This is a genomic window from Enterobacter huaxiensis (genome assembly GCF_003594935.2).
Classification (GTDB): Bacteria; Pseudomonadota; Gammaproteobacteria; order Enterobacterales; family Enterobacteriaceae; genus Enterobacter; species Enterobacter huaxiensis.
In genome coordinates this window covers 4,594,387-4,620,210 of the sequence record NZ_CP043342.1, presented here as the reverse complement: position 1 = coordinate 4,620,210, position 25,824 = coordinate 4,594,387, and the positions used below count along the sequence as shown (strand labels likewise).

General features: G+C 53.8%; 20 protein-coding genes and 4 tRNA genes. 18 read left to right on the top strand and 6 right to left on the bottom strand.

The genetic code is table 11. From position 1 onward, the window contains the following. Window positions 1–55 precede the first annotated feature (55 nt). From dppA to dppF, 5 genes are all read left to right on the top strand, one after another. Complete coding sequence (gene dppA, locus D5067_RS22020) at window positions 56–1,663, top strand: dipeptide ABC transporter periplasmic-binding protein DppA (protein ID WP_119938242.1); 1,608 nt, start codon at window positions 56–58, stop codon at window positions 1,661–1,663. A gap of 160 nt (window positions 1,664–1,823) precedes the next feature. After that, window positions 1,824–2,843, top strand: a complete 1,020-nt coding sequence (gene dppB / locus D5067_RS22015) for a dipeptide ABC transporter permease DppB (RefSeq protein WP_119938243.1) — start codon at window positions 1,824–1,826, stop codon at window positions 2,841–2,843. Window positions 2,844–2,852: 9 nt separating this feature from the next. After that, window positions 2,853–3,755, top strand: coding sequence for a dipeptide ABC transporter permease DppC (dppC, locus tag D5067_RS22010; RefSeq protein ID WP_119938244.1), 903 nt, complete (start codon window positions 2,853–2,855; stop codon window positions 3,753–3,755). Between the two features lie 10 nt (window positions 3,756–3,765). Beyond that, window positions 3,766–4,749: a dipeptide ABC transporter ATP-binding protein gene (gene dppD / locus D5067_RS22005; protein ID WP_119938245.1), complete on the top strand. Its 984-nt coding sequence runs from the start codon at window positions 3,766–3,768 to the stop codon at window positions 4,747–4,749. Then, complete coding sequence (dppF, locus tag D5067_RS22000; protein WP_119938246.1) at window positions 4,746–5,744, top strand: dipeptide ABC transporter ATP-binding subunit DppF; 999 nt, start codon at window positions 4,746–4,748, stop codon at window positions 5,742–5,744. The genes dppD and dppF overlap by 4 nt, the downstream gene beginning before the upstream one ends. Window positions 5,745–5,785: 41 nt before the next feature. Here the strand turns inward: dppF and coaA are convergent, their stop codons facing one another. Then, window positions 5,786–6,736 carry a type I pantothenate kinase gene (coaA, locus tag D5067_RS21995; protein WP_119938247.1) on the bottom strand — a complete coding sequence of 317 codons (951 nt, stop codon included), beginning with the start codon at window positions 6,734–6,736 and terminating at the stop codon, window positions 5,786–5,788. 319 nt (window positions 6,737–7,055) lie between these two features. On the opposite strand from coaA, the gene D5067_RS21990 reads away from it, so the two are divergent. The 13 genes from D5067_RS21990 to rpoC all read left to right on the top strand — a co-directional run bounded on the left by D5067_RS21990 (window position 7,056) and on the right by rpoC (window position 21,121). Further along, window positions 7,056–7,131, top strand: a tRNA-Thr gene (locus D5067_RS21990). Window positions 7,132–7,139: 8 nt separating this feature from the next. Then, window positions 7,140–7,224 (top strand) — tRNA-Tyr (locus D5067_RS21985). Between the two features lie 117 nt (window positions 7,225–7,341). Beyond that, window positions 7,342–7,416 (top strand) — tRNA-Gly (locus D5067_RS21980). A 6-nt stretch (window positions 7,417–7,422) separates the two neighbouring features. Further along, a tRNA-Thr gene (locus D5067_RS21975) sits at window positions 7,423–7,498 on the top strand. A 116-nt stretch (window positions 7,499–7,614) separates the two neighbouring features. Then, entirely contained in the window at window positions 7,615–8,799 is a 1,185-nt protein-coding gene (gene tuf / locus D5067_RS21970; protein WP_243544814.1) for an elongation factor Tu, read from the top strand. 229 nt (window positions 8,800–9,028) lie between these two features. Further along, window positions 9,029–9,412, top strand: a complete 384-nt coding sequence (secE, locus tag D5067_RS21965) for a preprotein translocase subunit SecE (protein WP_014068449.1) — start codon at window positions 9,029–9,031, stop codon at window positions 9,410–9,412. A gap of 1 nt (window position 9,413) precedes the next feature. Then, window positions 9,414–9,959, top strand: a complete 546-nt coding sequence (nusG, locus tag D5067_RS21960; RefSeq protein WP_002438628.1) for a transcription termination/antitermination protein NusG — start codon at window positions 9,414–9,416, stop codon at window positions 9,957–9,959. A gap of 156 nt (window positions 9,960–10,115) precedes the next feature. Then, complete coding sequence (gene rplK, locus D5067_RS21955; protein WP_004097640.1) at window positions 10,116–10,544, top strand: 50S ribosomal protein L11; 429 nt, start codon at window positions 10,116–10,118, stop codon at window positions 10,542–10,544. Between the two features lie 3 nt (window positions 10,545–10,547). After that, window positions 10,548–11,252, top strand: a complete 705-nt coding sequence (gene rplA / locus D5067_RS21950; RefSeq protein ID WP_006176745.1) for a 50S ribosomal protein L1 — start codon at window positions 10,548–10,550, stop codon at window positions 11,250–11,252. A 291-nt stretch (window positions 11,253–11,543) separates the two neighbouring features. Beyond that, entirely contained in the window at window positions 11,544–12,041 is a 498-nt protein-coding gene (gene rplJ / locus D5067_RS21945) for a 50S ribosomal protein L10 (protein WP_001207203.1), read from the top strand. A gap of 66 nt (window positions 12,042–12,107) precedes the next feature. Continuing rightward, a complete protein-coding gene (gene rplL, locus D5067_RS21940; protein ID WP_006176746.1) occupies window positions 12,108–12,473 on the top strand; it encodes a 50S ribosomal protein L7/L12 in 366 nt (121 codons plus the stop codon). Between the two features lie 319 nt (window positions 12,474–12,792). Continuing rightward, a complete protein-coding gene (gene rpoB, locus D5067_RS21935; RefSeq protein ID WP_119938513.1) occupies window positions 12,793–16,821 on the top strand; it encodes a DNA-directed RNA polymerase subunit beta in 4,029 nt (1,342 codons plus the stop codon). 76 nt (window positions 16,822–16,897) lie between these two features. Next, complete coding sequence (gene rpoC / locus D5067_RS21930) at window positions 16,898–21,121, top strand: DNA-directed RNA polymerase subunit beta' (RefSeq protein WP_119938512.1); 4,224 nt, start codon at window positions 16,898–16,900, stop codon at window positions 21,119–21,121. A gap of 115 nt (window positions 21,122–21,236) precedes the next feature. On the opposite strand, the gene D5067_RS21925 is transcribed toward rpoC, so the two are convergent. From D5067_RS21925 to thiG, 5 genes are all read right to left on the bottom strand, one after another. Continuing rightward, on the bottom strand, window positions 21,237–21,554 hold the full coding sequence (locus D5067_RS21925) for a PTS lactose/cellobiose transporter subunit IIA (protein ID WP_119938511.1): 318 nt from the start codon (window positions 21,552–21,554) through the stop codon (window positions 21,237–21,239). After that, window positions 21,554–21,862: a PTS sugar transporter subunit IIB gene (locus D5067_RS21920; RefSeq protein WP_119938510.1), complete on the bottom strand. Its 309-nt coding sequence runs from the start codon at window positions 21,860–21,862 to the stop codon at window positions 21,554–21,556. The genes D5067_RS21925 and D5067_RS21920 overlap by 1 nt, the downstream gene beginning before the upstream one ends. A 180-nt stretch (window positions 21,863–22,042) precedes the next feature. Continuing rightward, entirely contained in the window at window positions 22,043–23,584 is a 1,542-nt protein-coding gene (locus D5067_RS21915) for a sensor domain-containing diguanylate cyclase (RefSeq protein ID WP_119938509.1), read from the bottom strand. A 338-nt stretch (window positions 23,585–23,922) separates the two neighbouring features. Beyond that, complete coding sequence (thiH, locus tag D5067_RS21910; protein ID WP_119938514.1) at window positions 23,923–25,056, bottom strand: 2-iminoacetate synthase ThiH; 1,134 nt, start codon at window positions 25,054–25,056, stop codon at window positions 23,923–23,925. Then, complete coding sequence (thiG, locus tag D5067_RS21905; protein ID WP_119938508.1) at window positions 25,056–25,823, bottom strand: thiazole synthase; 768 nt, start codon at window positions 25,821–25,823, stop codon at window positions 25,056–25,058. The genes thiH and thiG overlap by 1 nt, the downstream gene beginning before the upstream one ends. Window position 25,824: the final 1 nt, after the last annotated feature.

Genomic DNA, 25,824 nt, shown 5'->3' with positions numbered 1-25,824 from the left:
ATAAAGGTCAGGCGGCGTAACACAACAAAGCAAAACATCACATTGGAGCAGAATAATGAGTATTTCCTTGAAGAAGTCAGGGATGCTGAAGCTTGGTCTGAGCCTGGTGGCTATGACCGTGGCAGCAAGCGTACAGGCAAAAACCCTGGTTTACTGTTCTGAAGGCTCGCCGGAAGGCTTTAACCCACAGCTCTTTACCTCTGGTACAACGTACGACGCTAGCTCAGTACCAATCTATAACCGTCTGGTTGAATTCAAAACCGGTACCACGGAAGTGATTCCGGGTCTGGCCGAGAAATGGGAAATCAGCGAAGACGGCAAAACTTACACTTTCCACCTGCGTCAGGGTGTGAAGTGGCAGGACAACAAAGAATTCAAACCAACGCGCGACTTTAACGCCGACGACGTTGTGTTCTCTTTTGACCGTCAGAAAAATGCCCAGAACCCGTACCATAAAGTCTCCGGCGGCAGCTATGAATACTTCGAAGGGATGGGTCTGCCAGACCTGATCACCGAAGTGAAGAAAGTGGACGACAACACCGTTCAGTTCGTGCTGTCTCGTCCGGAAGCCCCATTCCTGGCCGACCTGGCAATGGACTTCGCCTCTGTTCTGTCTAAAGAATATGCGGACAACATGCTGAAAGCCGGCACCCCAGAGAAAGTGGACCTGAACCCAATCGGTACCGGCCCGTTCCAGCTTCTGCAGTACCAGAAAGACTCCCGTATTCTGTACAAAGCGTTTGAAGGCTACTGGGGCACCAAGCCGCAGATCGACCGTCTGGTCTTCTCCATCACGCCAGATGCGTCCGTGCGTTATGCAAAACTGCAGAAAAACGAATGCCAGGTTATGCCGTATCCAAACCCGGCTGACATCGCTCGCATGAAGCAGGACAAGAACATCAACCTGCTGGAGCAGGCGGGCCTGAACGTGGGCTATCTCTCCTTCAACACCGAGAAGAAACCGTTTGATGACGTGAAAGTGCGTCAGGCGCTGACTTACGCGGTGAACAAAGAAGCGATTATCAAAGCCGTTTACCAGGGCGCTGGCGTTGCTGCCAAGAACCTGATCCCACCAACTATGTGGGGCTATAACGACGACATCAAGGACTACACCTACGATCCTGAGAAAGCGAAAGCGCTGCTGAAAGAAGCAGGTCAGGATAAAGGCTTTACCGTTGAGCTGTGGGCAATGCCCGTTCAGCGTCCATACAACCCGAACGCCCGCCGCATGGCTGAAATGGTTCAGGCTGACTGGGCTAAGATCGGCGTTCAGGCCAAGATTGTGACCTACGAGTGGGGCGAATATCTGAAGCGCGCCAAAGCGGGCGAGCACCAGGCTGTGATGATGGGCTGGACCGGTGACAATGGGGATCCGGACAACTTCTTCGCCACCCTGTTCAGCTGCGCGGCAGCAAAAGATGGTTCCAACTACTCTCGCTGGTGCTACAAGCCGTTTGAAGACCTGATCCAGCCGGCGCGTGCGACCGACGATCACAACAAACGTATTGAACTGTACAAGCAAGCTCAGGTTGTAATGCACGATCAGGCTCCGGCGCTGATTGTTGCTCACTCCACCGTGTACGAGCCAGTGCGTAAAGAAGTGAAGGGCTACGTGGTTGATCCACTGGGCAAACACCACTTCGAAAACGTATCTGTTGAATAATAAGTAGGGTGTTCTCCCTCTCCCTATGGGAGAGGGCAGGGGTGAGGGGCGTGCATGCATCCCCTCACCCTAACCCTCTCCCGAAGGGAGAGGGAATTTACATTTGTGAGCAATACAGACGTTACGCCACTGTCGTGCGTCATCAGAGAGAATCCGGGTTATGTTGCAGTTCATCCTCCGACGTTTGGGACTCGTTATCCCGACGTTTATCGGTATCACTCTTCTCACTTTTGCCTTCGTCCATATGATCCCCGGCGACCCGGTAATGATTATGGCGGGCGAGCGTGGTATCTCCCCTGAACGTCATGCGCAGCTGCTGGCCGAGCTTGGTTTGAATAAACCGCTGTGGCAGCAGTACCTCAACTATATATGGGGTGTGTTGCACGGTGATTTAGGGATTTCACTGAAAAGCCGTCTTCCGGTGTGGGACGAGTTCGTGCCGCGTTTTAAAGCGACGCTGGAACTGGGCGTCTGCGCCATGATCTTTGCCACCGCGGTGGGTATTCCCGTTGGCGTTCTGGCCGCCGTTAAGCGCGGTTCTATCTTCGATCATACCGCCGTGGGTCTGGCGCTGACCGGCTACTCCATGCCTATCTTCTGGTGGGGCATGATGCTGATTATGCTGGTCTCGGTGCAATGGAACCTGACGCCGGTCTCAGGACGCGTCAGCGATATGGTCTTCCTCGACGACACCAATCCGTTAACCGGCTTTATGCTGATCGATACGGCTATCTGGGGTGAAGAGGGTAACTTCATTGATGCCGTTGCGCACATGATCCTGCCTGCCATGGTGCTGGGCACCATTCCTCTGGCGGTTATCGTGCGTATGACCCGCTCCTCAATGCTCGAAGTGCTGGGCGAAGATTATATCCGCACCGCGCGCGCCAAAGGCCTGACGCGTATGCGCGTGATCATCGTTCATGCTTTGCGTAACGCGATGCTGCCGGTGGTGACCGTTATCGGCCTGCAGGTGGGGACGTTGCTGGCGGGGGCGATACTGACGGAGACCATCTTCTCCTGGCCGGGTCTTGGACGCTGGCTGATTGATGCACTGCAGCGCCGTGATTATCCGGTTGTGCAGGGCGGTGTGCTGCTGGTCGCGACGATGATTATCCTCGTCAACCTGCTGGTCGATTTGCTGTACGGCGTGGTGAACCCGCGTATTCGTCATAAGAAGTAAGGGGCCGTCATGTCACAAGTCACTCAAAATAACGTGGTCGCTGCACCGGTACCAATGACGCCGCTGCAGGAATTCTGGCACTACTTCAAGCGTAACAAAGGCGCGGTCGTAGGGCTGGTCTATGTCACCATCATGATCCTGATTGCGGTGTTCGCGAACGTCCTTTCGCCGTATAACCCGGCGGACCAGTTCCGTGATTCACTCCTGGCGCCACCGTTCTGGCAGGAAGGGGGGAGCTTTGCGCACCTGCTGGGTACCGATGATGTGGGCCGCGACGTGCTGTCGCGCCTGATGTACGGCGCGCGCCTGTCGCTGCTGGTGGGCTGCCTCGTGGTGGTGCTGTCGCTGGTTATGGGCGTCGTGCTCGGTCTGGTGGCGGGCTACTTCGGCGGCATCGTTGATAACATCATCATGCGTATCGTTGACATCATGCTGGCGCTGCCAAGCCTGCTGCTGGCGCTGGTACTGGTGGCTGTCTTCGGGCCTTCGATAGGCAATGCGGCCCTGGCGCTGACGTTCGTTGCGCTGCCGCACTATGTCCGATTAACCCGCGCGGCCGTCCTGGTCGAGGTGAATCGCGACTACGTCACCGCGTCTCGCGTGGCGGGTGCCGGGGCAATGCGTCAGATGTTCGTCAATATTCTTCCTAACTGCCTTGCGCCGCTGATTGTTCAGGCGTCGCTCGGTTTTTCTAACGCCATTCTCGATATGGCCGCTCTTGGCTTCCTTGGCATGGGTGCGCAGCCGCCAACGCCGGAGTGGGGCACCATGCTCTCCGACGTGTTGCAGTTCGCACAAAGTGCCTGGTGGGTCGTCACCTTCCCGGGTCTGGCGATTCTGCTGACGGTGCTGGCATTTAACCTGATGGGTGATGGTCTGCGTGATGCACTTGATCCCAAACTGAAGCAGTAAGAGGCACGAGATGGCGTTATTAAATGTAGATAAATTATCGGTGCACTTCGGCGACGAAGGTTCACCGTTTCGCGCCGTGGACCGCATTAGCTACAGCGTAAATCAGGGCGAAGTGGTCGGCATCGTAGGGGAGTCGGGTTCCGGTAAATCAGTCAGTTCACTGGCGATTATGGGGTTAATTGATTATCCCGGTCGCGTGATGGCGGAAAGCCTCGCGTTTAACGGTCAGGATCTGCAGCGCATTTCCGAAAAGCAGCGCCGCCAGCTGGTGGGTGCGGAAGTGGCGATGATCTTCCAGGACCCGATGACCAGCCTGAACCCGTGCTACACCGTCGGCTTCCAGATTATGGAAGCGATTAAGGTGCACCAGGGCGGGAATAAGAAAACCCGACTTCAGCGCGCTATCGATCTGCTGACGCAGGTGGGTATTCCCGATCCGGCATCGCGTCTGGACGTTTACCCTCACCAGCTCTCAGGCGGGATGAGCCAGCGCGTGATGATCGCGATGGCGATTGCCTGTCGGCCAAAACTGCTGATTGCGGACGAACCGACAACCGCGCTGGACGTTACTATCCAGGCGCAAATCATCGAACTGCTGCTGGAGCTGCAGCAGAAAGAGAACATGGCGCTGGTGCTGATTACGCACGATCTGGCGCTGGTGGCGGAAGCGGCACACAAAATCATCGTGATGTATGCGGGCCAGGTAGTGGAAACCGGAAGTTCGCACGATATCTTCCGGGCGCCGCGTCATCCGTATACGCAGGCACTGCTGCGAGCGCTGCCGGAGTTTGCGCAGGACAAAGCGCGCCTGGCGTCGCTGCCGGGTGTCGTACCGGGTAAATATGACCGTCCGCAAGGCTGCCTGCTCAACCCGCGCTGCCCGTATGCGACGGACAGATGCCGGGCAGAAGAGCCGGCGCTTAACCTGTTAGCCGACGGCCGCCAGTCCAAATGCCACTACCCACTCGATGATGCCGGGAGGCCAACACTATGAGTACGCAACAACTGCTGTTGCAGGCCATCGACCTGAAAAAACATTATCCGGTGAAGAAGGGGCTGTTTGCCCCAGAGCGCCTGGTAAAAGCGCTGGATGGCGTCTCCTTTACGCTTGAGCGCGGTAAAACGCTTGCCGTTGTTGGAGAGTCAGGCTGCGGGAAGTCCACGCTGGGCCGCCTGCTGACCATGATTGAAACGCCGACCGGCGGCGAGCTTTACTATCAGGGGCAGGATCTGCTCAAGCACGATCCGCAGGCGCAGAAATTGCGCCGCCAGAAAATCCAGATTGTGTTCCAGAACCCTTACGGTTCCCTGAACCCGCGTAAGAAAGTGGGGCAGATTCTGGAAGAGCCGCTGATGATCAACTCCAGCCTGACCAAAGAGCAGCGCCGCGAGAAGGCGCTGGCGATGATGGCGAAAGTGGGGCTTAAAACCGAGCATTACGACCGCTATCCGCATATGTTCTCCGGCGGCCAGCGCCAGCGTATTGCTATCGCCCGCGGGCTGATGCTCGACCCGGACGTGGTGATTGCCGATGAACCGGTTTCCGCGCTCGACGTTTCCGTGCGCGCGCAGGTGCTCAACCTGATGATGGATCTTCAGCAGGAGCTGGGGCTGTCGTACGTGTTTATTTCCCACGATCTGTCGGTGGTGGAGCACATTGCTGATGAAGTGATGGTGATGTATTTGGGCCGCTGCGTGGAGAAGGGGACGAAGGACCAGATCTTCAATAACCCTCGTCACCCGTACACCCAGGCGCTGCTCTCCGCGACGCCTCGCCTGAACCCGGACGACCGTCGTGAGCGCATTAAACTGACCGGCGAGCTGCCAAGCCCGCTGAATCCGCCTCCGGGATGCGCGTTCAACGCCCGCTGTCGTCGTCGCTTTGGCCCTTGCACACAGCTGCAGCCACAGCTCAAAGATTACGGTGGCCAGCTGGTCGCCTGCTTCGCCGTCGATCAGGATGAAAACGGCGAAAAGCCTCAGGTATAAACAAAAAAACCGGCGCTGAGCCGGTTTTTATGTCTTCTTTATCACTTCCGCAAACGAATCTGGTCGACGGCGTGTTTCTCACTCTTGGTGAGGATCAGGCTCGCGCGTTCGCGCGTCGGCAGAATGTTCTCTTTCAGGTTCACGTAGTTGATCTCATTCCACAGCCCTGTCGCCACGTTAATGGCCTCTTCTTCGGAGAGCTGGGCATAGTTATGGAAATAGGAATCAGGATCGGTAAACGCGCCTTCCCGGAATTTCAGGAAGCGGTTGATATACCAGCGCTGGAGCAACTCTTCCGGCGCATCAACATATATAGAGAAATCGACGAAGTCAGAAACAAAAACGTGGTGCGGGTCATGAGGATAGTCCATGCCGCTTTGCAGCACGTTTAACCCTTCCAGAATCAGGATGTCTGGTTGCAGCACCGTTTTGTCTCCATCCGGGATGCGGTCGTAAATCAGATGCGAGTAAACCGGCGCGGTAACGTTAGGCGCGCCCGATTTCAGGTCGGAGACGAATTTCACCAGCCGATGCATATCATAAGAGAGCGGGAAGCCCTTCTTCTTCATCAGGCCGCGTTCTTTCAATACTTCATTCGGGTGCAGGAAGCCGTCGGTGGTGATCAACTCTACGCTACGGTGCTCTGGCCAGCGGCTAAGCAGCGCCTGCAGTACGCGCGCTGTGGTGCTTTTACCGACCGCCACGCTGCCCGCAATGCTGATGATATAAGGAATACGCTGGCCGTTAGTGCCGAGGAACTGCTCCAGTACCGCCTGGCGGCGAAGGTTGGAACTGATATAGAAGTTAAGCAAGCGGGAGAGGGGGAGATAAATTTCTGCCACCTCTTCCAGCGAGAGATCTTCATTTATCCCTTTTAACCGTGCGATCTCCCCTTCCGTCAGCGTCATAGGAACGGAGTCACGCAGAGCAGCCCACTGGCTGCGGTTAAACTGAAGATAAGGCGTCATTAACGTTTGCTCTTTTTTGCTCATAAGCATGCTTCAGTGAACCATCGGCCAGAATGTCGGGTTATGGCTCATCACATAGTTAATTTTGGACAATGGGCAGGAGGTTAACACCAGATGACAGGAATAATAAGAAAAAATATGGGATAGCGATGCTTTACGCGGGAGCCATCACGCAAGGCTATATACGGTGCAAATGACGCTTTAATGCTGGATATTTAACCGTGAACGGCTGTTTTTACAGCGTTCAGGCCTACTTTAGCGTAAAATGTGAGCGAATGAACGTTTTATGCAATTTTTTAGTTGCATGACTGCTCAGGTCTCCATAGAATGCGCGCTACTTGATGCCGACTTAGCTCAGTAGGTAGAGCAACTGACTTGTAATCAGTAGGTCACCAGTTCGATTCCGGTAGTCGGCACCATCAAGTCCGGTGGGGTTCCCGAGCGGCCAAAGGGAGCAGACTGTAAATCTGCCGTCACAGACTTCGAAGGTTCGAATCCTTCCCCCACCACCACTTTCTGGCAGCGTAAATGCCGCCGGAGCTGGTTGAAAAAATTGACCAGCTCGAACATGAAAAGAGAGAAATCTCTTTTTTTGTTACAGAAAGAACTGGGTAGCCGAGTTTCAGGATGCGGGCATCGTATAATGGCTATTACCTCAGCCTTCCAAGCTGATGATGCGGGTTCGATTCCCGCTGCCCGCTCCAATACGTGCTGATATGGCTCAGTTGGTAGAGCGCACCCTTGGTAAGGGTGAGGTCCCCAGTTCGACTCTGGGTATCAGCACCACTTCACTTCTCCCTCCCGTTTCTCTCTGTTTCAATAAATGTATTCAACAGTTCAGGCATTTCGCCTGGTTGATGTGGTGATATCACCGATTTATCCGTGTCTTAGAGGGACAATCGATGTCTAAAGAAAAGTTTGAACGTACAAAACCGCACGTTAACGTCGGTACTATCGGCCACGTTGACCATGGTAAAACAACGCTGACCGCTGCAATCACTACCGTACTGGCTAAAACCTACGGTGGTTCTGCTCGTGCATTCGACCAGATCGATAACGCACCAGAAGAAAAAGCTCGTGGTATCACCATCAACACTTCTCACGTTGAATATGACACCCCGACTCGCCACTACGCACACGTAGACTGCCCAGGCCACGCCGACTATGTTAAAAACATGATCACCGGTGCTGCGCAGATGGACGGCGCGATCCTGGTTGTTGCTGCGACTGACGGCCCTATGCCTCAGACTCGTGAGCACATCCTGCTGGGTCGTCAGGTAGGCGTTCCTTACATCATCGTGTTCCTGAACAAATGCGACATGGTTGATGACGAAGAGCTGCTGGAACTGGTAGAGATGGAAGTTCGTGAACTGCTGTCTCAGTACGATTTCCCAGGCGATGACACTCCAATCATCCGTGGTTCTGCTCTGAAAGCGCTGGAAGGCGAAGCAGAGTGGGAAGCGAAGATTGTTGAGCTGGCTGGCTTCCTGGATTCTTACATCCCAGAACCAGAGCGTGCGATTGACAAGCCATTCCTGCTGCCAATCGAAGACGTATTCTCCATCTCCGGTCGTGGTACCGTTGTTACCGGTCGTGTAGAGCGCGGTATCGTTAAAGTTGGCGAAGAAGTTGAAATCGTTGGTATCAAAGAGACTGTTAAGTCTACCTGTACTGGCGTTGAAATGTTCCGCAAACTGCTGGACGAAGGCCGTGCTGGTGAGAACGTTGGTGTTCTGCTGCGTGGTATCAAACGTGAAGAAATCGAACGTGGTCAGGTTCTGGCGAAGCCAGGCTCAATCAAGCCACACACCAAGTTCGAATCTGAAGTTTATATCCTGTCCAAAGATGAAGGCGGCCGTCATACTCCGTTCTTCAAAGGCTACCGTCCACAGTTCTACTTCCGTACGACTGACGTGACCGGTACCATCGAACTGCCAGAAGGCGTTGAGATGGTAATGCCAGGCGACAACATCAAAATGGTTGTTACCCTGATCCACCCAATCGCGATGGATGACGGTCTGCGTTTCGCAATCCGTGAAGGCGGCCGTACCGTTGGCGCGGGCGTTGTTGCTAAAGTTCTCGGCTAATCGCTGATAACATTTGACGCAATGCGCATGAAAAGGGCATCATTTGATGCCCTTTTTGCACGCTTTCACATCAGAACCTGGCTCATCAGTGATTAATTTTGTCATAATCATTGCTGAGACAGGCTCTGCAGAGAGCGTATAATCCATAAAGGGATTAAGCGTTTCGATTTGGCTCGCCTCGCATTCGCGGGGTGAAATTATTTGTAGAATTCTTCTGACAGGTTGGTTTATGAGTGCGAATACCGAAGCTCAAGGGAGCGGGCGCGGCCTGGAAGCGATGAAGTGGGTCGCTGTTGCCGTGCTGCTGATTGTGGCAATCGTTGGCAACTATCTTTATCGTGACATGATGCTACCGCTACGCGCGCTGGCAGTGGTGATTCTGATTGCTGCAGCGGGCGGTGTCGCGCTGTTGACGACTAAAGGTAAAGCAACCGTTGCTTTCGCGCGCGAAGCACGTACCGAAGTCCGTAAGGTGATTTGGCCAACTCGCCAGGAAACATTGCACACCACTCTGATTGTGGCTGCAGTGACTGCGGTAATGTCACTGATCCTGTGGGGACTGGATGGTATTCTGGTTCGCCTGGTTTCCTTTATCACTGGCCTGAGGTTCTAAGATGTCTGAAGCCCCTAAAAAGCGTTGGTACGTCGTTCAGGCGTTTTCCGGTTTTGAAGGCCGTGTAGCAACGTCGCTGCGCGAGCATATCAAATTACACAACATGGAAGAATTATTTGGCGAAGTGATGGTTCCGACCGAAGAAGTGGTCGAGATCCGTGGCGGCCAACGTCGCAAAAGCGAGCGTAAATTCTTCCCGGGTTACGTACTGGTTCAGATGGTGATGAACGACGCGAGCTGGCACCTGGTGCGTAGCGTACCGCGTGTGATGGGCTTTATCGGCGGCACGTCTGACCGTCCGGCGCCAATCAGCGATAAAGAAGTTGATGCGATTATGAACCGCCTGCAGCAGGTAGGTGATAAGCCGCGTCCGAAAACGCTGTTTGAACCGGGTGAAATGGTTCGTGTTAGCGACGGTCCGTTTGCTGACTTTAACGGTGTGGTTGAAGAAGTGGACTACGAGAAGTCCCGCCTGAAAGTTTCTGTTTCTATCTTCGGTCGTGCGACCCCGGTAGAACTGGACTTTGCACAGGTCGAAAAAGCCTAAGCAGCGATCAAAAAAGCGACGATTTAATCGTTGCACAGGGCGCGAGATTGGAATACAATTTCGCGCCTTTTGTTTTTATGGGCCACGGCCTGTAAAACGAATTTTATTCACGGGGAGCCTCCTTGAGGCGCTATCACCCAATCAGAGGATTTTAGAATGGCTAAGAAAGTACAAGCCTACGTCAAGCTGCAGGTTGCAGCTGGTATGGCGAACCCAAGTCCACCAGTTGGTCCAGCTCTGGGTCAGCAAGGTGTGAACATCATGGAATTCTGTAAAGCGTTCAACGCAAAAACTGAATCCCTGGAAAAAGGTCTGCCAATCCCAGTCGTAATTACTGTTTACGCTGACCGTTCTTTCACTTTCGTTACCAAAACCCCTCCAGCAGCAGTTCTGCTGAAGAAAGCGGCTGGTATTAAGTCTGGTTCCGGTAAACCGAACAAAGACAAAGTGGGTAAAATCTCCCGCGCTCAGCTGCAGGAAATCGCGCAGACCAAAGCTGCCGACATGACTGGTTCTGACATTGAAGCGATGACTCGCTCAATCGAAGGTACTGCACGTTCCATGGGCCTGGTAGTGGAGGACTAAGAAATGGCTAAACTGACCAAGCGCATGTCCGTGATCCGTGACAAAGTTGATGCGACCAAACAGTACGACATCAACGAAGCTATCGCTCTGCTGAAAGAACTGGCAACTGCTAAGTTCGTTGAAAGCGTTGACGTTGCCGTTAACCTGGGCATCGACGCTCGTAAATCCGATCAGAACGTTCGTGGCGCAACTGTACTGCCACACGGTACTGGCCGTTCCGTTCGCGTAGCTGTATTTGCTCAGGGTGCAAACGCTGAAGCTGCTAAAGCTGCCGGCGCTGAACTGGTAGGTATGGAAGATCTGGCTGATCAGATCAAGAAAGGCGAAATGAACTTTGACGTTGTTATTGCTTCTCCAGATGCAATGCGCGTTGTTGGCCAGCTGGGCCAGGTTCTGGGTCCACGCGGCCTGATGCCAAACCCGAAAGTGGGTACTGTAACCCCTAACGTTGCTGAAGCGGTTAAGAACGCTAAAGCAGGTCAGGTTCGTTATCGTAACGACAAAAACGGCATCATCCACACCACCATCGGTAAAGTGGACTTTGACGCTGACAAACTGAAAGAAAACCTGGAATCTCTGCTGGTTGCGCTGAAAAAAGCAAAACCAACTCAGGCGAAAGGCGTGTACATCAAGAAAGTTAGCATCTCCACCACCATGGGTGCAGGTGTTGCAGTTGACCAGGCTGGCCTGAGCGCTGCTGCAAACTAATGCCTTTACGTGGGCGGTGATTTTGTCTACAATCTTACCCCCACGTTTGCTAACGAAAGTTAGCGGCTAAAAGAATTGTTCGTTGGAGCCTGGCCTATCCAGGCCTCCGTCGAAGACCGCAGGTGTTTCGTAAGAAACTTAATCCCCTGCGTAGACGGTGACAGAACGCTAAGATTATTTTTTGAATACTCTGGCTTGTTTCTGCTCACCGTATTAAGACGCTCTTCCCGTTGGGTTGAGTGAAGTGAGTTCCGGAACATGAGTTCCGGCAAACATCCAGGAGCAAAGCTAATGGCTTTAAATCTTCAAGACAAACAAGCGATTGTTGCTGAAGTCAGCGAAGTAGCCAAAGGCGCGCTGTCTGCAGTAGTTGCGGATTCCCGTGGCGTTACTGTAGACAAAATGACTGAACTGCGTAAAGCAGGTCGTGAAGCTGGCGTATACATGCGTGTTGTTCGTAACACCCTGCTGCGTCGCGTAGTTGAAGGTACTCAGTTCGAGTGCCTGAAAGACACGTTTGTTGGTCCGACCCTTATTGCATACTCTATGGAACACCCGGGCGCTGCTGCTCGTCTGTTCAAAGAGTTCGCGAAAGCGAATGCAAAATTTGAGGTCAAAGCTGCAGCCTTTGAAGGTGAGTTGATCCCGGCATCGCAAATCGATCGCCTGGCAACCCTGCCGACCTACGAAGAAGCAATTGCACGCCTGATGGCAACCATGAAAGAAGCTTCGGCTGGCAAACTGGTTCGCACTCTGGCTGCTGTTCGCGATGCGAAAGAAGCTGCTTAATCGCAGTTATCTTTATAACGCAGTCGCTTACGTATAAACTTATTCTGATTTTCAGGAACAATTTAAATGTCTATCACTAAAGATCAAATCATTGAAGCAGTTGCAGCTATGTCCGTAATGGACGTTGTAGAACTGATTTCTGCAATGGAAGAAAAATTCGGTGTTTCTGCTGCTGCTGCTGTAGCTGTAGCTGCGGGCCCGGCTGAAGCTGCTGAAGAAAAAACTGAATTCGACGTAATTCTGAAAGCTGCTGGCGCTAACAAAGTTGCTGTTATCAAAGCAGTACGTGGCGCAACTGGCCTGGGTCTGAAAGAAGCTAAAGACCTGGTAGAATCTGCTCCAGCTGCGCTGAAAGAAGGCGTGAGCAAAGACGACGCAGAAGCACTGAAAAAATCTCTGGAAGAAGCTGGCGCTGAAGTTGAAGTTAAATAAGCCAACTTTTCTGGTTGCAGCCTAAGCAATTAGGCTGATGGCTGGTGACTTTTTAGTCACCAGCCTTTTTGCGCTGTAAGGCATCAGTAGCATTTCACACTGTTTGACTGCTGGTTGTCCTGACAATGCATGTTTCTATCGACGACTTAATATATTGCGACAGGGTGCTCGCTCTGTGTAAATCGCGACGAAATGATTTAAGCGTGATAGCAACAGGTATTGCGGAAAGTATTCAATTTTCCGGTCCACAAAATGGTGTTGCACAAACTGTCCCTTCGTCGGACAGATGGGTCGACTTGTCAGCGAGCTGAGGAACCCTATGGTTTACTCCTATACCGAGAAAAAACGTATTCGTAAGGATTTTGGTAAACGTCCACAAGTTCTGGACATTCCATATCTCCTTTCTATCCAGCTTGATTCGTTCCAGAAGTTTATCGAGCAAGATCCTGAAGGGCAGTACGGTCTGGAAGCAGCCTTCCGCTCCGTGTTCCCGATTCAGAGCTACAGCGGTAACTCCGAGCTGCAGTACGTCAGCTACCGCCTTGGCGAACCGGTGTTTGACGTTCAGGAATGTCAGATCCGTGGCGTGACCTATTCCGCACCGCTGCGCGTAAAACTGCGTCTGGTGATCTACGAGCGCGAAGCGCCGGAAGGCACCGTTAAAGACATTAAAGAACAAGAAGTCTACATGGGTGAAATTCCACTCATGACAGACAACGGTACTTTCGTAATCAACGGTACTGAGCGTGTTATCGTTTCCCAGCTGCATCGTAGCCCGGGCGTCTTCTTCGACAGCGATAAAGGTAAAACACACTCTTCCGGTAAAGTACTGTATAACGCACGCATCATTCCTTACCGTGGTTCATGGCTGGACTTCGAGTTCGATCCTAAAGACAACCTGTTTGTCCGTATCGACCGTCGTCGTAAGCTGCCTGCAACCATCATTCTGCGTGCGCTGCAATACACCACTGAACAGATCCTGGACCTGTTCTTTGAGAAAGTGATCTTTGAAATCCGCGACAACAAGCTGCAGATGGAGCTGGTGCCGGAACGTCTGCGTGGTGAGACCGCGTCGTTCGACATCGAAGCCGACGGCAAAGTGTATGTGGAAAAAGGTCGCCGTATCACCGCGCGCCACATCCGCCAGCTGGAAAAAGATGATATCAAACTCATCGAAGTTCCGGTTGAGTACATTGCAGGAAAAGTAGCCGCGAAAGATTACGTTGACGAGTCAACGGGTGAGCTGATCTGCCCAGCGAACATGGAGCTGAGCCTGGATCTGCTGGCTAAGCTGAGCCAGTCTGGTCACAAACGTATCGAAACGCTGTTCACCAACGATCTGGACCACGGCGCGTATATGTCTGAGACTATTCGCGTCGACCCAACGACCGATCGTCTGAGCGCACTGGTAGAAATCTACCGCATGATGCGTCCTGGTGAGCCACCAACGCGTGAAGCGGCTGAAAGCCTGTTCGAGAACCTGTTCTTCTCCGAAGACCGCTACGATCTGTCCGCGGTTGGTCGTATGAAGTTCAACCGTTCTCTGCTGCGCGACGAAATCGAAGGTTCCGGTATCCTGAGCAAAGACGACATCATCGAAGTGATGAAGAAGCTCATTGATATCCGTAACGGTAAAGGCGAAGTGGACGATATCGACCACCTCGGTAACCGTCGTATCCGTTCCGTTGGCGAAATGGCGGAAAACCAGTTCCGCGTAGGCCTGGTTCGTGTAGAGCGTGCGGTTAAAGAGCGTCTGTCTCTGGGCGATCTGGATACCCTGATGCCTCAGGATATGATCAACGCCAAGCCGATTTCTGCAGCAGTGAAAGAGTTCTTCGGTTCAAGCCAGCTGTCTCAGTTCATGGACCAGAACAACCCGCTGTCTGAGATTACGCACAAACGTCGTATCTCTGCACTCGGCCCGGGCGGTCTGACCCGTGAGCGCGCAGGCTTTGAAGTTCGAGACGTACACCCGACTCACTACGGTCGCGTGTGTCCAATCGAAACGCCTGAAGGTCCAAACATCGGTCTGATCAACTCCCTGTCCGTGTACGCACAGACTAACGAATACGGTTTCCTCGAGACCCCGTACCGTAAAGTGACCGACGGTGTTGTAACCGACGAAATTCACTACCTGTCTGCTATCGAAGAAGGCAACTACGTTATCGCTCAGGCGAACTCCAACCTGGATGACGAAGGCCACTTTGAAGAAGACCTGGTAACGTGCCGTAGCAAAGGCGAATCCAGCTTGTTCAGCCGCGACCAGGTTGACTACATGGACGTATCCACCCAGCAGGTGGTATCCGTCGGTGCGTCCCTGATCCCGTTCCTGGAACACGATGACGCCAACCGTGCATTGATGGGTGCAAACATGCAACGTCAGGCCGTTCCAACTCTGCGTGCTGATAAGCCGCTGGTTGGTACCGGTATGGAACGTGCTGTTGCCGTTGACTCCGGTGTTACTGCAGTTGCTAAGCGTGGCGGTACCGTACAGTACGTTGACGCATCCCGTATCGTTATCAAAGTTAACGAAGACGAGATGTATCCGGGCGAAGCGGGTATCGACATCTATAACCTGACCAAATACACCCGTTCTAACCAGAACACCTGTATTAACCAGATGCCATGTGTGTCTCTGGGTGAGCCAATCGAGCGCGGTGACGTGCTGGCAGATGGTCCATCTACCGACCTCGGTGAGCTGGCGCTTGGTCAGAACATGCGTGTAGCGTTCATGCCGTGGAACGGTTACAACTTCGAAGACTCCATCCTCGTATCCGAGCGTGTTGTTCAGGAAGACCGTTTCACCACCATCCACATTCAGGAACTGGCATGTGTGTCTCGTGACACCAAGCTGGGGCCAGAAGAGATCACCGCTGACATCCCTAACGTGGGTGAAGCTGCGCTCTCCAAGCTGGATGAGTCCGGTATCGTTTACATCGGTGCAGAAGTGACCGGTGGCGACATTCTGGTAGGTAAGGTTACGCCGAAAGGTGAAACCCAGCTGACGCCAGAAGAGAAGCTGCTGCGTGCAATCTTCGGTGAGAAAGCGTCTGACGTTAAAGACTCTTCTCTGCGCGTACCAAACGGTGTTTCCGGTACGGTTATTGACGTTCAGGTCTTCACCCGTGACGGCGTTGAGAAAGACAAACGCGCGCTGGAAATCGAAGAGATGCAGCTCAAGCAGGCCAAGAAAGACCTGTCTGAAGAACTGCAGATCCTCGAAGCGGGTCTGTTCAGCCGTATCTACGCGGTACTGGTTGCCGGTGGCATCGAAGCTGAGAAGCTCGACAAACTGCCTCGCGATCGCTGGCTGGAACTGGGCCTGACCGACGAAGAGAAACAAAATCAGCTGGAACAGCTGGCTGAGCAGTACGACGAACTGAAACACGAGTTCGAGAAAAAACTCGAAGCGAAACGCCGTAAAATCACTCAGGGCGACGATCTGGCACCGGGCGTGCTGAAGATCGTTAAGGTTTATCTGGCTGTTAAACGTCAGATCCAGCCTGGTGATAAAATGGCAGGTCGTCACGGTAACAAGGGTGTTATCTCTAAGATCAACCCGATCGAAGATATGCCGCACGATGCTAACGGTACGCCGGTAGACATCGTACTGAACCCACTGGGCGTACCGTCTCGTATGAACATTGGTCAGATCCTGGAAACTCACCTGGGTATGGCTGCGAAAGGTATCGGCGACAAGATTAACGCCATGCTGAAACAGCAGCAGGAAGTCGCGAAACTGCGCGAATTCATCCAGCGTGCCTACGATCTGGGTACCGACGTTCGTCAGAAAGTCGACCTGAACACCTTCAGCGATGATGAAGTTCTGCGTCTGGCGGAAAACCTGCGTAAAGGTATGCCAATTGCAACGCCGGTATTCGACGGTGCAAAAGAAGCTGAAATTAAAGAGCTGCTGCAACTGGGTGGTCTGCCATCTTCTGGTCAGATTACGCTGTTTGATGGTCGCACCGGCGAGCAGTTTGAGCGTCAGGTAACCGTAGGTTACATGTACATGCTGAAACTGAACCACCTGGTCGATGACAAGATGCACGCTCGTTCTACCGGTTCTTACAGCCTGGTTACTCAGCAGCCGCTGGGTGGTAAGGCTCAGTTCGGTGGTCAGCGCTTCGGGGAGATGGAAGTGTGGGCGCTTGAAGCATACGGCGCAGCATACACCCTGCAGGAAATGCTCACCGTTAAGTCTGATGACGTTAACGGTCGTACCAAGATGTATAAAAACATCGTGGACGGTAACCATCAGATGGAACCGGGCATGCCAGAATCCTTCAACGTACTGTTGAAAGAGATTCGTTCGCTGGGTATCAACATCGAACTGGAAGACGAGTAATTCTCGCTCAAACAGGTCACTGGTGTCGGGTTAACGCCCGACACCAGATTGTGCTAACTCCGACGGGAGCAAATCCGTGAAAGATTTATTAAAGTTTCTGAAAGCGCAGACTAAAACCGAAGAGTTTGATGCGATCAAAATTGCTCTGGCTTCGCCAGACATGATCCGTTCATGGTCTTTTGGTGAAGTTAAAAAGCCGGAAACCATCAACTACCGTACGTTCAAACCTGAGCGTGACGGCCTTTTCTGTGCGCGTATTTTCGGGCCAGTAAAAGACTACGAGTGCCTGTGCGGTAAGTACAAGCGCCTGAAACACCGTGGTGTGATCTGCGAGAAGTGCGGCGTTGAAGTGACCCAGACCAAAGTACGCCGTGAGCGTATGGGCCACATCGAGCTGGCGTCTCCAACTGCTCACATCTGGTTCCTGAAATCTCTGCCGTCCCGTATCGGCCTGCTGCTGGATATGCCGCTGCGCGATATCGAACGTGTTCTGTACTTCGAATCTTATGTCGTAATCGAAGGCGGTATGACGAACCTGGAACGTAACCAGATTCTGACCGAAGAACAGTATCTGGACGCGCTGGAAGAGTTCGGTGACGAATTCGACGCGAAGATGGGTGCGGAAGCTATCCAGGCCCTGCTGAAGAGCATGGATCTGGAGCAAGAGTGTGAAACTCTGCGCGAAGAGCTGAACGAAACCAACTCTGAAACCAAGCGTAAGAAGCTGACCAAGCGTATCAAACTGCTGGAAGCGTTCGTTCAGTCTGGTAACAAACCAGAGTGGATGATCCTGACCGTTCTGCCGGTTCTGCCGCCAGATCTGCGTCCGCTGGTTCCGCTGGATGGTGGTCGTTTCGCAACGTCTGACCTGAACGATCTGTATCGTCGCGTCATTAACCGTAACAACCGTCTGAAGCGTCTGCTGGATCTGGCTGCGCCAGATATCATCGTTCGCAACGAAAAACGTATGCTGCAGGAAGCGGTTGACGCCCTGCTGGATAACGGTCGTCGCGGTCGTGCGATCACCGGTTCTAACAAACGTCCTCTGAAATCTTTGGCCGACATGATCAAAGGTAAGCAGGGTCGTTTCCGTCAGAACCTGCTCGGTAAGCGTGTTGACTACTCCGGTCGTTCTGTAATCACCGTAGGTCCATACCTGCGTCTGCATCAGTGCGGTCTGCCGAAGAAAATGGCACTGGAGCTGTTCAAACCGTTCATCTACGGCAAGCTGGAACTGCGTGGCTTGGCCACCACCATCAAAGCCGCTAAGAAGATGGTTGAGCGTGAAGAAGCTGTCGTTTGGGATATCCTGGACGAAGTGATCCGCGAACACCCGGTACTGCTGAACCGTGCACCAACCCTGCACCGTTTGGGTATCCAGGCATTTGAGCCGGTACTGATCGAAGGTAAAGCGATCCAGCTGCACCCGCTGGTTTGTGCGGCCTATAACGCCGACTTCGATGGTGACCAGATGGCTGTTCACGTACCGCTGACGCTGGAAGCCCAGCTCGAAGCGCGTGCGCTGATGATGTCTACCAACAACATCCTGTCTCCAGCGAACGGTGAGCCAATCATCGTTCCTTCTCAGGACGTTGTATTGGGTCTGTACTACATGACCCGTGACTGTGTTAACGCCAAAGGCGAAGGCATGGTGCTGACTGGCCCTAAAGAAGCTGAGCGTATTTATCGCGCTGGCCTGGCCTCTCTGCATGCGCGCGTTAAAGTGCGTATCACTGAATACGAAAAAGATGATAACGGCGAGTTCGTTGCGAAAACCAGCCTGAAAGACACGACCGTTGGCCGTGCCATTCTGTGGATGATCGTACCGAAAGGTCTGCCTTTCTCCATCGTCAACCAGGCGCTGGGCAAGAAAGCGATCTCCAAAATGCTGAACACCTGTTACCGCATTTTGGGTCTGAAGCCGACCGTAATCTTCGCTGACCAGACAATGTACACCGGCTTTGCTTATGCAGCGCGTTCAGGTGCATCTGTTGGTATCGATGACATGGTCATCCCAGAGAAGAAACACGAGATCATCTCTGAAGCGGAAGCTGAAGTTGCTGAGATCCAGGAGCAGTTCCAGTCTGGTCTGGTAACCGCAGGCGAACGCTATAACAAAGTTATCGATATCTGGGCAGCGGCGAACGATCGTGTATCCAAAGCGATGATGGATAACCTGCAGACCGAAACCGTGATTAACCGTGACGGCGTAGAAGAGCAGCAGGTTTCCTTCAACAGCATCTACATGATGGCCGACTCCGGTGCGCGTGGTTCTGCAGCACAGATTCGTCAGCTGGCTGGTATGCGTGGTCTGATGGCGAAGCCAGATGGCTCCATCATCGAAACGCCAATCACCGCGAACTTCCGTGAAGGTCTGAACGTACTCCAGTACTTCATCTCGACTCACGGTGCGCGTAAAGGTCTGGCGGATACCGCACTGAAAACGGCGAACTCCGGTTATCTGACGCGTCGTCTGGTTGACGTTGCACAGGATCTGGTTGTTACCGAAGACGACTGTGGCACCCTTGAAGGTATCACCATGACCCCGGTTATCGAGGGTGGTGATGTTAAAGAGCCACTGCGCGATCGCGTACTGGGTCGTGTAACCGCGGAAGACATTCTGAAGCCGGGTACCGCAGACATTCTGGTTCCACGCAACACGCTGCTGCACGAGCACATGTGTGATCTGCTGGAAGCCAACTCTGTTGACTCAGTGAAAGTGCGTTCCGTTGTATCTTGTGACACCGACTTCGGTGTATGTGCGCACTGCTATGGTCGTGACCTGGCGCGTGGCCACATCATCAACAAAGGTGAAGCAATCGGCGTTATCGCGGCACAGTCAATCGGTGAGCCGGGTACACAGCTGACGATGCGTACGTTCCACATCGGTGGTGCGGCATCTCGTGCGGCTGCTGAATCCAGCATCCAGGTGAAGAACAAAGGTAGCATCAAGCTCAGCAATGCGAAGTCTGTTGTTAACTCTGCAGGCAAGCTGGTTGTGACCTCTCGTAACACCGAGCTGAAGCTGATCGACGAATTCGGTCGTACCAAAGAGAGCTATAAAGTGCCTTACGGTGCTGTTATGGCGAAAGGTGATGGCGAGCAGGTTGCCGGCGGTGAAACCGTTGCAAACTGGGATCCACACACCATGCCGGTTATCACCGAAGTAAGTGGTTTCATCCGCTTCACTGACATGATCGACGGCCAGACCATTACTCGTCAGACCGACGAGCTGACCGGTCTGTCATCTCTGGTAGTTCTGGATTCTGCTGAACGTACTGCCGGTGGTAAAGATCTGCGTCCTGCACTGAAAATCGTTGATGGCCAGGGTAACGACGTTCTGATCCCGGGTACCGACATGCCTGCGCAGTACTTCCTGCCGGGTAAAGCGATCGTTCAGCTGGAAGATGGCATTCAGATTGGTGCGGGTGATGCTCTGGCGCGTATTCCACAGGAATCCAGCGGTACCAAGGATATCACCGGTGGTCTGCCACGCGTTGCGGATCTGTTCGAAGCACGTCGTCCGAAAGAGCCTGCAATCCTGGCTGAAATCAGCGGTATCATTTCCTTCGGTAAAGAAACCAAAGGTAAACGCCGTCTGGTGATCACCCCGGTTGACGGTAGCGAGCCGTACGAAGAGATGATTCCTAAATGGCGTCAGCTCAACGTGTTCGAAGGTGAACGTGTAGAACGTGGTGACGTTGTTTCCGATGGTCCAGAAGCACCGCACGACATTCTGCGTCTTCGTGGCGTACACGCGGTAACGCGTTACATCACCAACGAAGTACAGGACGTTTACCGTCTGCAAGGCGTTAAGATTAACGATAAACACATCGAAGTTATCGTTCGTCAGATGCTGCGTAAAGCAACCATCGAAAACGCAGGCAGCTCCGACTTCCTGGAAGGCGAGCAGGTTGAATACTCTCGCGTTAAGATCGCTAACCGCGATCTGGAAGCGAACGGCAAAATCGCTGCGACCTTCGCACGCGATCTGCTGGGTATCACCAAAGCGTCTCTGGCAACCGAGTCCTTCATCTCTGCAGCATCGTTCCAGGAGACCACGCGTGTCCTGACCGAAGCGGCTGTTGCAGGTAAACGTGATGAACTGCGCGGTCTGAAAGAGAACGTTATCGTGGGTCGTCTGATCCCGGCTGGTACGGGTTATGCGTACCATCAGGATCGTATGCGTCGTCGTGCAGCGGGCGAACAGCCAGCAGCACCGCAGGTCACTGCAGAAGATGCATCCGCGAGCCTGGCAGAACTGCTGAACGCGGGTCTGGGTGGTTCCGACAACGAGTAATCGTTGATGCCCGGTGATGAACATTACCGGGCATGTGCCTCGTAGGTCGGGTAAGCGCAGCGCCACCCGACAATAAAAAACCCGCCTCGGCGGGTTTTTTTACATCTGCATGTTATCAGTTTATCAACGGGATCCGCCGATAAAGCTCAATCATATCGCCCGCCAGATCCTGAATGACCATCGCGTTCATCAGGTGATCCTGCGAGTGAACGGTGATCAGGTTAACCGGAAGCTTTCCGGTGCCCTCATCAAGACCAATCAGCTGCGTCTGGATGGTGTGCGCATGCTTAACATATTCACGCGACTCTTCCATCGCTTTTTCGGCTTCGTCAAAGTCGCCTTTGCGCGCCATCTGCAGCGCCGTCAGCGCTGCGCTTCGCGCCGCACCGGCGTTGACCAGCAGTTCCATGATCGTGGTTTCCAGGTCTTCCATTATGACTCCAGCAGCTTGAGGGCTTTTTCCAAGACGACATCGCCTTTCATCATGCCGTAATCCATCATGTCGATCACCGCGACCTTTTTGCCCAGCGGCTCGGCCTGTGCCTGAAGTTTTGCCTGCTCGTATTTAACCTGTGGCCCCAGTAATACGATGTCGGCCGTCGCGATGTTGTCTTTAAACTCCGCAACCGGAACGGCTTTAATGGTGACTTCAACCCCTTTTTTCTGCGCGGCATCTTTCATACGTTGAACCAGCATGCTGGTTGACATTCCCGCTGCACAGCATAAAACGATGTTCTTCATAATCAGCCTCGATCTACATGTGTTTATTGATAATTATCCCGTGCAGACCGCTTCAACAACCGCTTTACCACGATTGTGTGTCAGGCATCACAAAGAAATCAGCATTTTTCTGAAACCGGTTACAATTTTGTATCAGAAAGCAATCAGCCCGCGGAAACGGGCCGATTGTGAGGAGGGGAGTTAGCTGTCTGTCGTTCTTAAAATACGGTTTTTGCCCTGCTGTTTGGCTTTATATAGCGCGCCGTCAACGCTGCCCACAAACTTCTCGAGCGGTTCAAAATGCCATTCCCCCAGTCCCGCACTGAAGGTGACGTGAAGGTTATCTTCCCGCCAGATGCGGCTTTCAACGGCGGAGCGCCATGCCTCCAGCAGTTGGAGAGCAGAGTCAATCTGTCCGTCCGGGAAGATCGCTGCAAACTCTTCGCCGCCGTAGCGATAAACAGAGATGTGCTGCGGCTGCATAATCTGGATCCCTTCGCGCGCCACATTTCGCAGAACAATATCACCACTCAGGTGGCCCCAGGTGTCGTTTATCGATTTGAAGTTATCAATGTCGATCAGCGCCAGCGCAAAAGGCTGGTGGCTGTCCAGCAGCCTGGCAATGTCCCCGTCGAAGGCGCGACGGTTCTTGCAGCCCGTCAGCGCATCGTGAGTGGCCTGGCGCACGTAGGCCTGCTCACGCTCTTTGTTCGACTGAATGGTATGGCTAAGCATCGCTTCAAGACGGGGAGCCTGGTTGACGTCCCCGGTTTTTATCGCATTGATGATGTTCATCAGCACGGTACGCGAGGCATGGCGCAGATATAACCCGAACAGAATGATGATAATCGCGGCCAGCGCAAACCCCCAGCCAACGATGGTGGTTTCGTGGCGGGTGATATCCGTTAGCGTCGCTCCCGATACCCGGTAGATGACAAACCAGTCCGGGTTGGTGAAGGAGTAGTAATAATACCAGGCTTTGGTTTTACCATCGTAGAGATGCCCTTCGCCGCTGGTCATTTTGTCCATCAGCGCTTCGCTCACGTACTGTTTAAAGAGCGCCCCCGTATCCGGGTGCAGCACCACGGCACCGTCGCGCTCAACGATAAAGAACTCCCCTTGAACGGGGGCGACCATCTGGCGCAGGGTATAGCCCATTGAGGTGAGATCGAGATGGAAAGCGAGCGTTCCCTTCAGCCTGCCTTCGGGGGAAATCACCGGCTTATAGAGGGTCACAGTGGGGTGTCCTGTAAAGTAATCCATGTAGGGACGCGTGTAGTGGCTAAAGGTACTGGCTTCTGCCTGGGCAACAAACCATGGTCGGGTTCGGGCATCAAACGTCTTGCTTTTGTCCGTCGGTAAGACTTCCGGCGCGCGAAGGTAACGCCCCTCGGTGTCGGCCAGAGAGATGGATGAGACGGTTGGCATCAGGTTCTGGAGATGCATTAAGACCTGCAGGCCCTCAACTGGATTGACGTTTACCGTCTCATTCAGCCTGTTATTGCGGGCAAAGAACGTGGCCGAGCGGCCAAGGATGTAGTCATTTTCACGCAGGATGGACTCGGTATAGTTGACCGCAAGGTTATGCGTAAAATTACCATTAATTTTATGATAATCCTCAAGAAAATCCTTTCGCTGCGTCAATGTGATAAACACGGCGATCAAAATGAAGCTGACCAGAATTCCCGCGAAACTGATCATGATTGGCCGGGTAAAAGAGAGTTTTCTGCTGTGAAGTGCCATGAGTCGTAAAAACCAGTCCAGATGGTATGACGCGCTGCGTCAATCGATATCCTCTCAGCATAGTCGCTGCACGGATGCTGGCTGCGAATTATACAGAGGATGTTTTACGGATTAGATGATTTGTCTTAAGAATGGATAAGAAACTACGCATTTATTTTATGAATTAAATTTTTTTGTGGCAAACGAGAAGGCAGGGCGAAACAGAGGAAGAAGCATTTCGCCCTGGTCAGCATCCGTTGCTGACCCACCAAGCATAAGAAACCGGGCATGCAGGGACAATCTCCCGGTTCCCTTCTTACGAGCCGCTTCGTAACCTTTATGCGCGTTTGCACTGTGTTTCAGCGTAATTGCGAGGCTCTTCCCAGCCAGCTGTCCCAGTCTTTCCAGACCGGCTGCAGCCCTTGCGCTGTCAGTGCTTCCGCTACCGCCTCCGGACGTCGTCCATCATGCGGGGCAAACTGCTCAAGCTCCGGATGGTTGTCGGCATAACCGCCCGGCTGCGTTTTGGAAAACGCGCTGACGTTATTGATCGCAATGGGGATAACGCGGTCGCGAAACGCCGGGGATTCGCGCGTGGAGAGAGATAGCTCGACCTCAGGCGCCAGCAGGCGAAACGCGCAGATGGTTTGCACCAGCTGGCGTTCATCCATTAGCGAAGCCGGCTCAATCCCGCCAGCACACGGGCGCAGGCGCGGGAACGAGATGGAGTAGCGGCTCTGCCAGTAGTGCTGCTGCAGCCACAGCAGATGTTCCGCCACCATGTAGCAATCCACCCGCCAGCTGTCAGACAGACCAACCAGTGCCCCCAGGCCAATTTTATCGATCCCGGCGCGCCCCAGCCTGTCCGGCGTTTCGAGCCGGAAGAGGAAATCCTGTTTTTTCCCCTTCAGGTGATGCCGGGCGTACGTCGCCTCGTGATAGGTTTCCTGATAGACCATTACGCCGTCCAGCCCGAGGGTTTTGAGCTCCGCGTATTCCTCCTGCAACAGCGGCTGTACTTCCATCTGCAGCGACGCAAACTCCCGGCGAATAGCCGGAAGATGCTGGCGAAAATAGTCCATTCCCACTTTGCTTTGATGCTCGCCCGTAACCAGCAGGAGATGCTCGAACCCCATTTCGCGGATGGCCGCACACTCGCGCGCGATCTCGCGCTCATCGAGCGTTTTGCGCTTGATGCGGTTACTCATGGAGAAGCCGCAGTAGGTGCAGTCGTTCGCGCACAGGTTTGAGAGATAGAGCGGGACGTAAAAACTTACCGTGTTGCCAAACCGCTGGCGGGTAAGCCGCTGCGCGCGCTGGGCCATCGTCTCAAGATACGCACCCGCGGCGGGGGAGAGCAGGGCCATCATGTCATCGCGGGTCAAATGACGGGCATTCAATGCCCGTTCTACATCTGCCGCCGTTTTGCCGTTGATGCGCAGGCGAATATCGTCCCAGTCGAGCTGCTGCCAGCGTTCGGTAAAGGTCGGCATCATAACGCCTCCAGAAAACCGGTGAGCGGGCTGGTGGCCTGCGCCTGAAGGCTGCGCGAGCCGGGGCCAGACTGCCGCGCCAGCAAACCCGCCTCCACGGCCAGACGAAAGGCGCGCGCCATCGTCACCGGGTCGTCAGCGACGGCAATTGCCGTATTGACGAGCACCGCGTCGGCGCCCATCTCCAGCGCCTGCGTCGCATGGCTTGGTACGCCGATACCGGCGTCCACCACCACCGGCACGGTGGCCTGCTCAATGACGATCTCCAGCATGGCGCGCGTCTCCAGCCCCTGGTTGGAACCAATCGGTGCGCCGAGCGGCATGACGGCAGCGCAGCCAGCTTCCTCCAGCCGCTTGCACAGGACGGGGTCGGCACCGCAATAGGGCAGGACGGTAAACCCCTGCTGCACCAGCTTTTCCGCCGCTTTAAGGGTTTCAATGGGATCGGGCAAAAGCCAGCGGGCATCCGGATGAATCTCCAGCTTTAGCCAGTGCGTACCCAGCGCCTCGCGCGCCAGCCGGGCGGCAAAAATCGCCTCCTCAGCGGTTTTGGCTCCGGACGTATTCGGCAGCAGCGTTACGCCGGCCTCCAGCAGCGGCGCCAGAATGGCATCGCTATGATGGCGCAGGTCAACGCGCTTTAGCGCCAGCGTCACCAGCTGGCTGCCGCTTTCACGAATGGCATCCACCATCAGCTGCGGGGAGGCGAATTTTCCGGTTCCGGTAAACAGATGCGAATCAAAGACTTTATCAGCAATACGTAACATC